Below are 14,629 nucleotides of genomic sequence, written 5' to 3'. Positions count from 1 at the left end.
GCCCGAACGGCTTTTTATAGTTTTGAAGCCGAATGGACCTCGAGGAGCAATGCGTGTCACCTGAAGCCGTCATCTGTGTCGTCGATGATGATGATGAGGTGCGCGAGAGTATCGGCACCTTCTTCCGCGCAGCGGGCATCAAAGTCGCCAAGTTCGGCAGTGCTGAGGATCTGCTCGCCTGGCCGAACCTCCCCACGATGCGGTGCCTGATAACCGATCTGACCATGCCCGGCATGGATGGATTGGAGCTTCAGCGCGAGCTGAGGCGCAGGGGCCGGGAGGTCCCAGTGATCCTGATGACGGCGTTTCCGACCGCCGAGGTACGTGAGCGGGCGGAGGCGCAGGGAGTGTCGTCGTTCGTCGCGAAGCCAACGGATCCGGAGACACTCCTCGCGAAGCTGGAAGCGCTGCTCAGCTCGTAGCCAGCGCATTTGAGAAGGACGAAGGGATGGTAGAAAATGGCGCCGGCAGAAGCCTGATCTGCGTGATCGACGACGATGTGGACGTCCGGGATTCGCTGGAAATGCTGCTGCGTTCGGCGGACTATAACGTACGCTCTTTCGCCGGACCGGAGGAGTTCCTCGCTTGCGATACGGTAGACGCCGCGGAGTGCCTCATTCTCGACATTAACCTGGGAGGCGCGAACGGCCTCGATTTTCAGGAAGAACTCCGGAAGAACGCAACCACCGTGCCGATCATACTCATCAGCGGCTTCGGCGATGTGCCGATGACAGTGCGGGGGATGAAGGCTGGCGCGATCACCTTTCTCATGAAGCCATTCGACGAGGCCGCAATGCTCATGGCCATCGACGAGGCTCTGGCGAGCAATAGCGCGCGACGGCAAGAAATGGCGGTGCTCGCGAGCGTCCAGGATCGGTACGAGAGCCTGACGACGCGCGAGCGCCAGGTCTTCGGGCTGGTGACGGCTGGCCTGATGAACAAGCAGATGGCTGGGCGCCTGGAGATCAGTGAAATCACCGTGAAAATACATCGTGGTAATATGGTCAAAAAGATGAGGGCCGACTCCGTCGCCGATCTCGTCCGATTGGCGGAAGTTCTTGGGGTCCGTGAGGACGCTACTCGTTACAACCGAAGGCTCGGGCAAGTGGCCGGCTGAGCCTTGGTTTCGAGCCTACTTGGGTGCGGGCGCCATCGTCTGCTCTCCTCAACTGCATCCAGACGCCGCAGCGCCCCGACCATGGAAGCATACGTCTCAACCGCAGCCAGCACCGCAGCATCGGCGAAATGCGGGCCGATGATCTGCAATCCGACTGGCAGGCGCTCCCATTATCGCCGCCCTTGCGCTCGCGCACCCGCCCGCTGACTAGGCGAGCGCCAGGATCAATACGTCCCGAGCCGGCACCTCGACGCTGCCTGGATCATAGGCGTATTCCGCCGGCCAGGCGGCCTTGCCGCCGGAGAGCTTTCCTTCGGCAAGGCTGACGGTTGTTGTCTGCGCTTTGCGTGTCGGATTGACCAGCCAGAGAAAGCTCGCCCTCTCGCTCTTATGGATGCGAGCGAAGATCGCTCTGTTCGACAAGGTCACATGCCGCGTCCGGCCGCTCCATTCCACAAGTCCGGCAAAGAAGGCGGCATTGGATCTGCCCTCTGTGCGATAGAGAGCGACCGACGGATTGGTTCCGATCAGCAGGGTGCGACCCCTGCCATAGCGACTTTCAACGACGGCCAGGCGTCCATCGTCAAAATAGCCGCGACCGGTGCCGCCGGTGAGGCGGTAGGATTGCAACAGACCGCCGCCATCGACGGCTAAATCGCCGAACTTGAAGTGGATGCGGTTGGCGATGTCGGGCATGAATTCGACGTCTTCCTCGCGCACGCCGAAGACCTCATCGAGCCCCAGGTTGGGCTGCACCTGACCGACATGACCGCGATCGCCGAAGTAGCCCGGGCAGGCTTCGGCAATGAGCGTTCCACCTTTTTCAACCCAGGTTTTCAGGCGTGCCGCCTGTTCGGCGGTGAACATGATCGGGTAGGGGAAATAGAGGAAGTCGTAAGCGTCGATATCGTCGATATGGACCCAATCCGGCTGCAGCCCCTGTTCGAGGAAGGCGCGATAAGCGCCCCACATGGCTTCGGGATAGGGTTTTTCCTTGCGGTCATAATTCAGCAGGTAATCCCATTCCTGCGTTTCGCGGACGACGAGAATGCCCACCTCGCCACGCACGGGCTTGGCCTCCCAAAGTTCTGCCTGCGCTGGATCGTTGGCCCATTTCGCCATCAGACTCTGCATGTCGGAGCGCGGCGTGCGGCTGCCGTCCATGCCATAGGCGCCGAAGGCGCCGAAGAGCGGCCCGTCGAGCAGCGGACGCCAGCGCAAGTTCAGAACGCCGCGAGCGCCGCCGGCAAAGGAGGTCATGCTCCAGATGCGGATGTCTTCGGGCTCGGCCACACGACCGTCTTCCTTATCGCGGCCGATCACCTGCGGCTGCAGCCAGAGCGGACCGCCCTGACGCTCCGCATGCCAGAAGGGCTTGCCACGGGCGGCAGCGCGGTTGATATCGACGCCGTACCAGGTCTTCCAGGGCTCGGTGCCCTTGCGGGCCTGAATCCAGGTGAAGCCGTAGATTTCCACCTTGGAAGCAGCGAGCCAGTCATCACAGCCATTGGCCGCCATGTTCGGGATCGAACCCGAAATACCATGCGCGGCGATGACATTCTTCTGATCGACGGCGCGGATCGTGTCGATACGCCACTGCATCTGGTCATAGAAGTTGTCGCGCTTGAACTGCAGCCAGTCGATGCATTCGGGATAGGGCGCCATATGGACCGGCGGCTCGACATCCTCCCATTCGGCATAGCTGTAGCGATGCCAGGCCTGGGCGAGCACTTTGAGATCGCCGTATTTCTTCTCCAGCCATTTGCGGAAGGTGGCCTTGGCATAGCTGCTGTAATCGACATCGGCGGAATAGTTGCACTCATTCCAGACGTCGTAGCCGTAGATAGCCGGATGATCCTTGTAGCGGGTGGCAAGCGCTGTCAGGAACCTACCAGCGGCTTGCTTCACCTCAGGGCAATTCAGCGTCAAAGCGCCAGCGCCGCCGCCATTGTTGGAAAAGCCGCCGGTCGCGGCCGAGACGCCCATGTAAGAGCCGAGCCTGGTGCCGTCGGCATTCACCTGCAGCGCATCGGCATATTTGCGCACCGCCCAGTCCGGCACAGCATGGATGAGTTCGGCAATAACCGTCTTGATGCCGTTTTTGGCGGCGAGATCGAGCTGGCGATCATATTCCTCCCAGTCGTAGACGCCGGGGGCCACTTCGATCGCGCTCCACATGAACCAGTGGCGGAAAATATTGAGGCCGTCTTCGCCCGCCGTCGCGTAATCACGTTCCCAATCGTCGCGCGGCGGATTGGACTTGCGGAAATAGACCGCACCATAAGGAAATTGGATATCATTTCTGAGCATTTTCCTGTCCTTCTCTATCGATGTCCGGACATGGCTTCGCCTCCCGGAGAAAGGCTCCGGCATGAGGCAATCGAAGATGTCGTCCGGTGAGGTCTAAGCTGTCCTGATCTAGCGCGGTCCTCCGGCGAGGAGTTCGAGCGTGCGGATGAGGGCGGAATGGTCGCGTTCACCGTCACCATTGGCGATCGCGGCATTCATCAGTTGCTGGGTGGCCGCTGTATTCGGAAGCGAAAGATCGAGCGCGCGCGCCGCGTCAACCGCAAGCGTCAAATCCTTGCGGTGCAGGCGGATGCGAAAACCGGGGTCGAAGGTCTCTTTGACCATGCGATCGCCATGGACTTCGAGAATGCGCGAGGCGGCAAAGCCGCCCATGAGGGCTGCGCGCACCTTGGCCGGATCGGCGCCGGCACGCTTGGCGAAAAGCAGGGCTTCGGAGACGGCTTCGATCGTCAGTCCGACGATGATCTGGTTGGCAACCTTGGCGGTCTGGCCATCGCCGACGCCGCCGACCAGGGTAATATTCTTGCCCATCTTTTCGAGGAGCGGCATGGCGCGCTTAAAAGCCGCTTCCTTACCGCCCGCCATGATCGTCAGCGAGGCAGCCTTGGCGCCAACTTCGCCACCGGACACCGGAGCATCGAGATAATCGCAGCCGAGCGCCTCAATGCGCTTAGCGAAGTTCTTGGTGGCGACAGGTGAAATCGAGCTCATATCGATGACGAGCTTGCCGGCCGAAAGGCCTGTTGCCACCCCGCCTTCTCCGAAGAGCACGGCGTCGACGTCGGGTGTGTCCGGCAGCATCAGGATGATGATGTCGGAGGCTTCGGCAACAGCTTTGGCGCTCTGGGCAGCTTTGCCGCCTTTGGTGATGAGATGCTGAGAAGCCTCCTTCACACGGCTCAGATGCAGCATATGGCCGGCCTGGATCAGCTGTTCCGCCATTGGGCGGCCCATGACGCCCAGTCCAATAAAACCGATATTCATGTCACGCTCACTTCCGATAGGGGTTCATCCAGCCGAGACCTTCGCTGGTACGGGCCTTCGGCTTGTATTCGCAGCCGACCCAGCCGTCGTAACCGAGGCGGTCTAGTTCGGAGAGGACGAAGCCGTAATTGATCTCGCCCGTGCCGGGTTCGTTGCGGCCTGGATTGTCGGCAATTTGCACATGGGCAATCCTGTCCTCCAACCTGGTAAAGGTCGGGATCAGGTCGCCCTGCATGATCTGCATGTGGTAGAAATCATACTGGATGTAGAGATTGTCGGAGCCGACCTTTTCGAGGATGCGCTCGGCATGATCGGTGGTCGACAGGAAGAAGCCGGGAATGTCTCGCAGGTTGATCGGCTCGATCAGAAGCTTGATGCCGGCATCGGCGCAACGCTGTGCGGCATATTTCAGATTCTCGACCAGCACCTCTTCCAGTGTTCCCAGATCGGGACCCCTCGGCACCAGGCCGGAAATAACATTCACCTGCTCGCAGGCGAGCGCCTCAGCATAATCGAGCGCCAACGACACGCCGCTGCGGAATTCCTCGATGCGATCAGGCAGGCAGGCGATGCCGCGTTCGCCTGCGGCCCAATCGCCGGAAGGCACGTTGAATAGAGCCTGCTTCAATCCGCTCGCTTGCAGAGCTTCGGCGACCTTCTCTTTCGGCTCGGCATAGGGGCCGAGATATTCGAGCGCACGGAAGCCGTCTTTGGCGGCAGCGCCGAAGCGGTCGAGAAAGGGCAGGTCCTGATAGAGGAAGGAAAGGTTGGCGGAAAATTTCGGCACTGGAATACCTTCAAGCATTGGCCGGGGCGACGAAACGCTGCCGATGCAGCATGCGCTTGTCGCGGGGGTCGGGATTGGGAACGGCTGAAATCAGGCTCTTGGTGTAGGCTTCCTGCGGCGCGGTGCAGATTTGCTCGGCCTCGCCGAGCTCAACGATCTTGCCGCGATGCATGACGGCGACGCGGTCGCAGAAGTAGCGGACGACGGATATGTCGTGGGAAATGAAGATGAAGCTCAGGTTCAGCCGTTGGCGGATATCGAGCAGCAGGTCAAGGATTTGGCTGCGAATGGAGACATCGAGCGCCGAGGTCGCTTCATCGGCAATGATGATGCGCGGATCAAGTGCAAGGGCGCGGGCGATGCCGATACGCTGACGCTGGCCGCCGGAGAAGGCGTGCGGATAGCGCTCCATTCCCATCGGATCCAGGCCGACTAGACGCATGAGTTCAGCCACCCGGTCCTCCAGCGCTTTGCCCTTGGCAAGGCCGTTGACGATCAGCGGGTCGCCGATCACGTCCTTGACGGTCATGCGCGGATTGAGCGAGGCGAACGGATCCTGGAAGACGAGACGGACTTCGCGATGGAAGTTGCGCAACTCCTTCTTCCCGAGCTTGGTGACGTCGATCTCGCTGCCATCCTTGCCGCGGTAGAGGACGGTGCCGGTCGTGGGCTCAACAGTACGTAGGATCAGGCGGCCAAGCGTCGTCTTGCCGGAGCCGCTTTCGCCGACAATGCCGAGGTTTTCGCCAGGATAGAGATCGAAATTGGCGTCATCGACGGCGCGCAGCGTGTTAGCCTTGCCGTGCCAGCCGAATGTCTTGCTGAGGTGGCGCACCGACAGGATCGGCAGTGGCGCCTCCGGAGACAGGGCGACTACAGCCAGCTTGCCTTCGACATGATGTGTGAGCTTCACAGTCGATGCCAACAATTGCCGGGTATAGGGGTGGGTGGCGGCGTGATAGATTGCATCCACCGGCCCGCGCTCGACGATATGACCGAAGCGCATGACGGCAACGTCGTCGGCCACTTCGGCAACCACGCCCATATCATGGGTAATGAGCAGCATCGCCATACCGCGCTCGACCTGCAGACGCTTGATGAGGTCTAGGATTTCGGCCTGTGTCGTCACATCGAGAGCGGTCGTCGGTTCGTCGGCGATCAGGATATCGGGATTGCCGGCGAGCGCCATGGCTATCATCGCGCGCTGGCGCATGCCGCCAGAGAATTCGAACGTGTAGCGGTCCGCCATCCGGTCGGGATTGGGGATTTCGACCTGGTGGAGCAGTTCGACCATGCGTTCACGCGCCGCTTTCTTGTCCAGACTGCTGTGCAGGCGGATAGCCTCGATGATTTGCGAGCCGATAGTGTGCACCGGCGAAAGCGAACTCATCGGCTCTTGGAAGATGAGGCCGATGCGCCGGCCGCGGATCTCCCGCATGGCGCGACTGCCGGGTGCAAGCGAGGCGACATCAGTGATCTCGTTGCCGTTGCGCAGCAGGATGCGGCCGCCGACGATGGTGCCCGGTTTGTCGACGATCTGCAGCAAAGAACGGGCCGTAACACTTTTGCCCGAGCCGCTTTCGCCGACGAGGCAGAGCGTTTGGCCGCGTTTCAGCTGAAAGCTGACATTTTCGACAGCATGGAGAATGTGCGTGCGAAGCCGGAAATCGATCGAGAGATCTTCAACCGAGAGAACGACCTCATCAGGAAGTGCGGTCATGGCTTCCTCCTCAATTGTCATAGGGATCGGCTGCATCGCGCAGTCCGTCGCCGAAGAAGTTGAAGGACAGGACGGCCACGATGACCGCCAGGGACGGCCAGACCAGCAGCCAGGGCGCGGTCGCGACCGTGCGGATGTTCTGGGCATCCTGCAGCAGCACGCCCCAGCTGACGACGGGTGGCTTCAGCCCGATGCCGAGGAAGGAGAGCGAGGTCTCGGCGACGATCATCGTCGGCACGGCGAGGGTGACGACGGCGAGGATGTGGCTTGTCAGCGAGGGCAGGATGTGGCGGAAGATGAGCCGCGCCTCGCTCGACCCATCCAGGCGGGCGGCCGTGACGAAATCCTCGCTGCGCAGCGCCAGGAAGCGTCCCCGCACCTCACGCGCAAGGCTGGTCCAGCCGAGCAGCGAGACGATGATGGTTATGACGAAATAGACGTTGACGGGCGACCATGTAAGCGGGATCGCCGCCGCAAGGCCGAGCCAAAGGGGGATGGTCGGCATGGCGCTGATGACTTCGATGACCCGCTGGATCAACGTGTCGACCCAGCCGCCGTAAAATCCCGAGATTGAGCCAAGCACGACGCCGAGCACCAGCGACATGGCAACGCCGACGAGGCCGATCGACATGGAAATCCGAGTGCCGTAGACCAGCCGCGAGAAGACGTCGCGCCCCAGGCGATCGGCACCGAGCAGATACATCGGATCGTTCGGATTGACCGGGCCGATGAAGTGGCGGTTCATCGGGATCAGTCCCCAGAGCTTGTAGGCAGGCCCCTTCACGAAGAAACCGACCGGCACGACCTTGGTGTCGTCGACGACGAATGTGCGCCGCAGAGCCACCTTATCGATCTCCACCTTGTAGCCCTTCACGTGGAAATTGAATTCCGAGCTGCCGTCCGGCTTGGTGACGAAGAAGCTCAGACCCTGCGGCGGCGCGTAGGTGTATTGCGGCTTGGATGTTGCGGGCAGCGAAGGCGCCAGGAATTCTGCGAAGAGGCCGATGAGATAGAGGAGCAGGATGATGAAACCGGCCACCATCGCCACTTTCTGGCGGACGAGTTTGCCGGCTATCAACCGCCAGGGACCGATAGCTGCCGTTGAGACCGTCTTGCCCTGTTTCAGCGGGCTTATCGAAGGGCCGTCGGCAGCGACATAGAGGGGCCCGGCATGGGTTCCGATGGTTTCGTGCGTCATCGCCACCTCCTCAGTTGAACCGAATGCGCGGATCGAGCAGCGCAAGCAAGAGGTCCGACAGGAGCATGCCGACAAGGGTGAGAGCCGATAGCAACAAGATGAAGCTGCCGGCGAGATACATGTCCTGTGATACCAGAGCGCGGAAGAGCAGCGGCCCGGCTGTGGGCAGATTGAGGACGATCGCGGTGATCGTCACTCCGGAGACAAGGTGCGGCAGAACCCAGCCAATCGCCGAGACGAAGGGGTTGAGCGCGATGCGCACAGGATATCTCATGATCACCTTATATTCCGGCAATCCCTTGGCACGAGCGGTAATGACGTAGGGCTTGTGCAACTCGTCCGTCAGATTGGCGCGCAGGATGCGAATTAGCGCAGCTGTGCCGGATGCGCCGATGATGATGATCGGGATCCAGAGATGGGCGAGGAAATCGACGACTTTGGCGAGGCTCCACGGCGCTTCTGCATATTCCGGCGAGTTGAGACCGCCGACACTTTGGCCGAGATAGCGATAGGCGATGTACATCAGCGTCAGCGCCAGAATGAAATTCGGTACGGCAAGACCGATAAAGCCGAAGAAGGTGAAGACGTGGTCGCCAACCGAGTGACGGCGCACAGCCGAGTAGATGCCGATCGGCAAGGCGACGATCCAGACGAAAAGCAGGCTCAATAGCGAAATGACCAGCGTCGAGCCCATGCGTGCCCAGATGAGGCCGGATACGGGCTGGTTCCACTCGAAGGACCAGCCGAAGTCGCCTCGGCTGACAATACCCCACATCCATTTGAGATACTGGATATAGAAGGGGTCATCGAAGCCGTAGATCTCTTTCAACCGTTCGATCTGCGCGGGATCAACGGCCTGGCCGCTGTCGCTCATCGTCGCGATCATCGACGTCAGGTAGTCGCCCGGCGGCAACTGGATGATCAGGAACGAGATCAGCGACATGCCGATCAGCGTCGGGATCATGTAGAGCACGCGCCTGAAGATATAGGCAAGCATCCGAATCTTCTCCTCCCGTTGAGAGCGCCCTGCCGGGCGCTTCCTTCGGATCTCCGTCCGCCTGCGGCCGTTGGGGCCGAAGGCGCTCGTTGTCGCAACACCTCATTTCCAGGTGAGGTGCAGCACCTCCAGCCGTTCGATGTCAGGCACCTCCACCTGTGCCCGTCCATCCCTCACGCTGAAGTTTGCGGCGCGGTCGGTGACGACAAGCCACGCCTTGGCGATCGACTTGCCCTCAGGAATTTCGACCGAAACCGTCTGGCCCGCCAGAGGGTAATTTTCCCGGATCGGCCCCTTCATCATCATCGGGTTGGTGAGATTGAACAGGCTGAGCGCGATCCCGGCGGCATTTTCGCGCAGCGCCACGTCAACAACGCCCGGACCCTTCACCTCGATGCGCGGTGTCTTGCCGAGTGCCCAGCGGACGGCATTGGCAATCAGCCGTCCATGATCGACGGCAAAGACCTCCCAGAAGATCTCGCCGATATTCCACGGTATATAGACCGTGCGCCCGCCTTTGCCGGTTTCGCGGGCGATGACGGCGGCTCCATCAGGTGCCTTACGCGGATAGACTTCTTCCATCGGCAGATCCGGAAAATCCGGCACATAGAGGAATGGGGTCGCGGCGTTGCCGGTCGGCTCTGCGTGAATGATGCGGGTGCCACCCATGATGCGCTCGGCACCCTCATAGCCTTGATTGACAGGGTGATCGCCTGAGAGAGCCACATAGGTGTTCTTGACGATGCCGCGCGGGCCGGAAACCAGTTTGGCGCCGAACACATCCGAGAGGCCGAATTCGCTGCGCTTCTTGCCGAATTCATCGCGAAGCGACGTTTCGTAGGACGCAACGACGCTGCCGCCTCGCGCCACATAGGCGCGGATTGCTTCATTCTGGGCATCCGAAAGGCAGGAGGCATTGGCAAGAACGATCAGCTTGAAACGATCGAGATTTTCCTCAGTCAGAACCTGGTCGGAGAGCAGCTCAAAGGGCAGGCGGGCTTCGACAAGCGCATGGTAGAAGCCGAGGTCGTGTTTTTCGGCGCTGTGCCGCTCTTCCGGCGCCCAATGACGGAGTGACGTTGAAGGATCGATCACGGCGATTTCGGCCGTCGGCTTCATGCTTTCGAGAATAGGCTCGACGGCCGCCTGCAGCGAAAAGGCGTCGGCAACCGGCTCCACCCAGCGTTTGTCCGGCACGACTCCGTTGAACTTCGTGAACCAAGCGTAAAGCCCGTGGGCGGTACCGTCATTGATCCAGAGCTGCATTTCCTCGCCGGAGGTGACGCCATCCTTCCAGCGATATTCCTCCTCGGGGCCGATCGAGGTGATGAGTACGACGGGACGGTCGGGAAAGGTGGCGCGGATGCGCTTGCCGTTGCGGCCGGCAGACCAACCGACTTCCAGACCCTTGCGGCCCTGATGATCGACGACGAGGAAGGGGCAATGTCTGGCGATGACAGAAAGGTCGAATTCCATCAGCGAGGCGCCGCCCATATTGGGGATGAAGCTCGCATGCGGGCGGATCGCTTTGACCGCATCGTCCCACTGGGCGATCATGTCGGTCAGAACCCGGCGGCGCCATTGCACCCAGGCCTGCCAGGCTGGATCCTCGGCGTCCGGCTTCTTCGGCAGAGCGTGACCGAACATATCCTTGAAGCGGCGGGCGCTGTCTTCACTATAGTCGACGCCGTGGCCCTGCCAGCGATTGGCGAAGACGGCGTCGATGTCATATTTGCGGACGATTTCCTTGACCACTTCGGGCATGAAGACGGTGTTGTAATCGCCATAGGCATTGGTGACCCAAACATCCGGATAGGCCCAGTGGCGACGGGGCGTGCCGTCGGCGTTGATCATCACCCATTCCGGGTGAGAATTGGCGGCATCGTCATGGATCGCATGTGGATCGACACGGGCCATGACGTGCATGTCGAGCTTTCGGGCGGCATCGACGAGCGCGCCGAAGATGTCCTTATCGCCCAGATATTTGCTCACATAGTGATAGGGAACGGCGCTCGGATAATAGGCGACATAGCCGCCGGCGCTGAGGCATACCGCATTCGATTTTGTGCGCTTGAAGACGTCGATCCAGAAGGCCGGATCATATTTTTCCGGATCGTCCTCCACGAAGGTGAGCTGCGTCCAGCGTGTTGCAGTCTTGAACCAATCCGGGGTGCGCAGCGTGTCGCTGTTCTGTCTTCTGGCGTCGAGCATTGTGTTCATCCAACCGTTGGCAACGAGGGACCGTGACGCCGGCTACAGAGCCGGCGTCTTGAATTCATTGGCTGTTACAGGCCATCAGACCTTGTAGAACTGCTCCGGCATGGTGGGAGCAGGCGTCGGCCAGCCGAACGAGTTCGGCATGGTCCTGGTGATGTTCTTCATATTGTTCTTGACGATGCCGTAGCCATCCGGGGGCAGGGAAATGCCAAAAACGTAGAAATTCTCGGCAGCACCCTGCAGGATCTGCTTCATGATCTCCTGCTGGGCGGCCGGATCGGAAGTCGATTTCAGCTTGTCATAAAGCTCAAGCTGCTTCTTCGTCTCCTCCGGCGGCTCTTCCGCATTGGCGTTGTTGCGGTCGAGATACCAGAGCTGCCAAGCCGGCGCATACATCGCGTTGGAATCCGTCGGCACGTAATAGCGCGGGTCGAGCATTGCGGCGACGCCGCCATTGGCACCGAATTGATGTGCCGTCGCATCGAAATCGCGGCCCTGGCGGACACGGGTTTCCCATAGCGAACGGTCCATCGTGCGCATCTGCGCGTCGATGCCGACCGCCTGGAACATTGGGATGACGAGCTGGAAGAGATCAAGGAAGACGGCACGCGCTTGGTCGATCTCGAAGATTACCGTCAGCCGGCGGCCTTTCTCGTCCAGCCGGAAGTTCTGGTCGTCTCGTTTGGGGATGAGCGTGTCGAGCATGGCATTTGCCTTGTCGACGTCATAGTTCGTGAACTGGGTGGCAAGCTGTTCGTTGTAAAGCGGATCGCTCTGCTTGATCGACGGTTGGGCAGGAGCGCCCTGGCCAACGAGGACAGCATCGATCAGCGACTGGCGATCGAGCGCCATCGACAGCGCTGCGCGGAAGTCCTTGTTGCGGAAGAGCTTACGCTTTGTTTCGTCGTTATGGTTCAGGTTGAAGATGAAGTTCATCACATTGGCTTCAGTCGAAGTCAGCGTGTAGAAATCATATTGTCCCTGCTCTCGCGCATCGTAGAGAACCGACTTATTGTTCGGCGTGGCGATATACTGGTCCATGAAGTCGATCTCGCCCTGCATGGCCTTCAAGAGCAGCACCTGCGGATCGGCGACCATCTGGTAGACGATGCGATCCATATAGGGCAGCTGATTACCCTCGGTATCGACCTTCCAGTAGAAGGGATTGCGCTCCGCGACCGCCCGCTCGGTATTCTCGCCGGGCGCAATGGTGAACATCCAGGCATGCAGGCAGGGCTTCTTAGACGAGTTCAGGAAGAAGGCGTTGTCGTCCCGGAAGCCCGAAGCGGTCTGGAAAGCGACGATCCAGCTTTCAAAGCCCTGCTGTTTGGCAAGCTCGTCGGCTTTCGGATTATAGTCGATGTGGAACTTCTCGAGATAGTGCTTGGGACAGCGTGTCGTCTGATCGTTGTTGGCCCAAGCAACCTGCAGCGGAAACATACCGTTAGGTTTCTCGAAGATGACCTTGAAGGTCTGTTCGTCCACGACTTCGAGCTTGGCCGGCTGGCCGCCGCTTTTCCAATGGCCCTGGCCGGTGGCGGCGACGCGCTTGTCGGTCAGGATGGTGTCGTACCAGAATTTCACGTCAGCAGTGGTGTAAGGGTGTCCGTCCGACCATTTCATGCCCTTGCGCAGACGGATGGTATATTCGGTGGAATCCGCATTGCCGTCGAAGGCTTCGGCGACGTTGAGCGTTACGCCGGACCAATCGGGCTTGTAGCGGAGGAGTGGCTCGTATGCCTGGTAACGGAACAGCATGGAGAGCGAACCACCGCCGACAAGGGCCATGTTCCAGTCGCCGCCATATTTCCCGACGCTTTCGACCGGCTTGACGACGAGGGGATTTTCCGGCAGCCGGTCCTTCAGCGGCGGCAATGCGCCACTCGAAACCTTCTCCTTCAGAATGTTCGCTTCTTTGTAGTCCACCGCTAGCGCAGGCAGCGCCGGCAAAAACAGAGCGGCCGAGGTCCCGGCCAGAAACGCGCGACGTTTCAGCTTGATCATAGGGTTCTCCTCCAAAATTCTCCCGCTCTTGGATGTGGTTTTGATTATCGGGCGGGATGAGAGGCAGAATACATTTGGATATCGTTAGGTAAAGCGTTATGTTCTGTTAGCGCAAAGTTTTGCTTTCGTAACCAGGAACGTATAGCGGAAGCGCTACATTCAGGTGTGGACGAGGTGGAGAGTGGGAAGCAGAGGGCGAATTACCTTACAGACGATCGCGCAGGAGGTCGGCCTGTCCAAATATGCCGTCTCACGTTCGCTCGCGGGCAAGAGCGGCGTGAGCGAGGAAACGCGCGCGCTCATTCGCGCAACGGCAGAGCGGCTGGGCTACACGCGTCCAGCCGGCCAGTCTCAGTCAAACGATATCGCCGTCGTGTTTCACGATCTCGATGCCGTCAACAGCGAGCTTTACATGCAGATCCAGAATGGCGTGCAGCGTGAGGCGCACAGACTGGGGATGGCGTTGCGCATTCGCTGGACGCATAGCGCCGGTCAACTCGAGGAATTGGCGCGCTCATGCGCGGGCTTGTTGCTTGTTGGCCCGCATGATCGCGAGGCGCTGACGGCGGCTACGGCGACCGGCATCCCCGTCGTGCGGTTCGGATGGGTCGACCCGCTGGAACAGGCCGATCAGATCACCGGCACCGACCACGAAGCGGGTCAGGCGGTGCTTCAATATCTGATCGGCCTCGGGCATCGCTCGATCGTCTATGTCAGTGGCACGCCCGGCTTCCGCGGCAGGCGTGAACGGTATTATGGGGCGCGTGAGATCGCCGAGCGCCACGAGGGTGTCTCGTTGCAGGTATTGGAGTTCGACGAGCAGAACGGCTTCAGCGCGACCTTCCGGGACTTAAAGGAAAAGGGGGTTCATCCCACGGCCTTTTTCTGCGCCCATGACGGTTTGGCGCTGACGGTCGTTTCCGAGTTGCTGGGGCAGGGATACCGAATTCCCGACGATGTTTCTGTCATCGGCTTCGGCGACTTTTCACCGGCGACCCAGATTTCGCCGTCGCTGACGACGGTGAAGATGGAAGGGCAGGAGGCCGGCGCCGTCGGCCTGCGCCTGCTTCTCGAACGTATAGAAAATCCAAGACTGCCCGGAATGCCCGCTCGCCGGGTGATGATTGCCTCGCGCATTGTCGAACGCCGTTCAGCTGGTCCTTGCGCATACCGCGCCGAACCTTCTAGAACGATGCTGGCGAAGCCCTAGCCGAGCGCCCGCTACTGCAAGCTCCAGATGACGACACTACTCCGACGGACAGACGAGGGTTCCGACGGCCATTGCACAAACAGGT

General features: G+C 60.3%; 11 protein-coding genes. 3 read left to right on the top strand and 8 right to left on the bottom strand.

Annotation, left to right across the window (positions count from 1 at the left end):
- Positions 1-53: 53 nt before the first annotated feature.
- Both J2J98_RS21390 and J2J98_RS21385 read left to right on the top strand, forming a co-directional pair.
- Positions 54-422, top strand: coding sequence for a response regulator transcription factor (locus J2J98_RS21390; RefSeq protein WP_246569444.1), 369 nt, complete (start codon positions 54-56; stop codon positions 420-422).
- A gap of 26 nt (positions 423-448) precedes the next feature.
- Positions 449-1,117: a response regulator transcription factor gene (locus tag J2J98_RS21385; protein WP_207603395.1), complete on the top strand. Its 669-nt coding sequence runs from the start codon at positions 449-451 to the stop codon at positions 1,115-1,117.
- 207 nt (positions 1,118-1,324) lie between these two features.
- On the opposite strand, the gene J2J98_RS21380 is transcribed toward J2J98_RS21385, so the two are convergent.
- From J2J98_RS21380 to J2J98_RS21345, 8 genes are all read right to left on the bottom strand, one after another.
- Positions 1,325-3,427, bottom strand: a complete 2,103-nt coding sequence (locus J2J98_RS21380) for a beta-galactosidase (RefSeq protein WP_207603394.1) — start codon at positions 3,425-3,427, stop codon at positions 1,325-1,327.
- 108 nt (positions 3,428-3,535) lie between these two features.
- Positions 3,536-4,411 (bottom strand): 2-hydroxy-3-oxopropionate reductase, encoded by an 876-nt coding sequence (locus J2J98_RS21375; protein ID WP_207603393.1) that lies wholly within the window; start codon positions 4,409-4,411, stop codon positions 3,536-3,538.
- Between the two features lie 7 nt (positions 4,412-4,418).
- Entirely contained in the window at positions 4,419-5,198 is a 780-nt protein-coding gene (gene otnI / locus J2J98_RS21370; protein WP_207603392.1) for a 2-oxo-tetronate isomerase, read from the bottom strand.
- A 10-nt stretch (positions 5,199-5,208) separates the two neighbouring features.
- The gene (locus J2J98_RS21365) at positions 5,209-6,918 is read right to left on the bottom strand and encodes an ABC transporter ATP-binding protein (RefSeq protein WP_207603391.1); all 1,710 of its coding nucleotides are present in this window, start codon (positions 6,916-6,918) and stop codon (positions 5,209-5,211) included.
- Between the two features lie 10 nt (positions 6,919-6,928).
- A complete protein-coding gene (locus J2J98_RS21360; protein WP_207603390.1) occupies positions 6,929-8,116 on the bottom strand; it encodes an ABC transporter permease in 1,188 nt (395 codons plus the stop codon).
- A 10-nt stretch (positions 8,117-8,126) separates the two neighbouring features.
- A complete protein-coding gene (locus J2J98_RS21355; RefSeq protein WP_064708263.1) occupies positions 8,127-9,113 on the bottom strand; it encodes an ABC transporter permease in 987 nt (328 codons plus the stop codon).
- Positions 9,114-9,215: 102 nt separating this feature from the next.
- Positions 9,216-11,324, bottom strand: a complete 2,109-nt coding sequence (locus J2J98_RS21350) for a family 10 glycosylhydrolase (RefSeq protein ID WP_207603389.1) — start codon at positions 11,322-11,324, stop codon at positions 9,216-9,218.
- A gap of 84 nt (positions 11,325-11,408) precedes the next feature.
- Complete coding sequence (locus J2J98_RS21345; RefSeq protein WP_207603388.1) at positions 11,409-13,334, bottom strand: ABC transporter substrate-binding protein; 1,926 nt, start codon at positions 13,332-13,334, stop codon at positions 11,409-11,411.
- A 181-nt stretch (positions 13,335-13,515) separates the two neighbouring features.
- On the opposite strand from J2J98_RS21345, the gene J2J98_RS21340 reads away from it, so the two are divergent.
- A complete protein-coding gene (locus tag J2J98_RS21340; RefSeq protein WP_207603387.1) occupies positions 13,516-14,544 on the top strand; it encodes a LacI family DNA-binding transcriptional regulator in 1,029 nt (342 codons plus the stop codon).
- Positions 14,545-14,629 lie beyond the last annotated feature (85 nt).

The sequence above is a fragment of the Rhizobium bangladeshense genome (genome assembly GCF_017357245.1).
Lineage (GTDB): Bacteria > Pseudomonadota > Alphaproteobacteria > Rhizobiales > Rhizobiaceae > Rhizobium > Rhizobium bangladeshense.
This window is presented reverse-complemented; position numbering and strand designations above follow the sequence as displayed.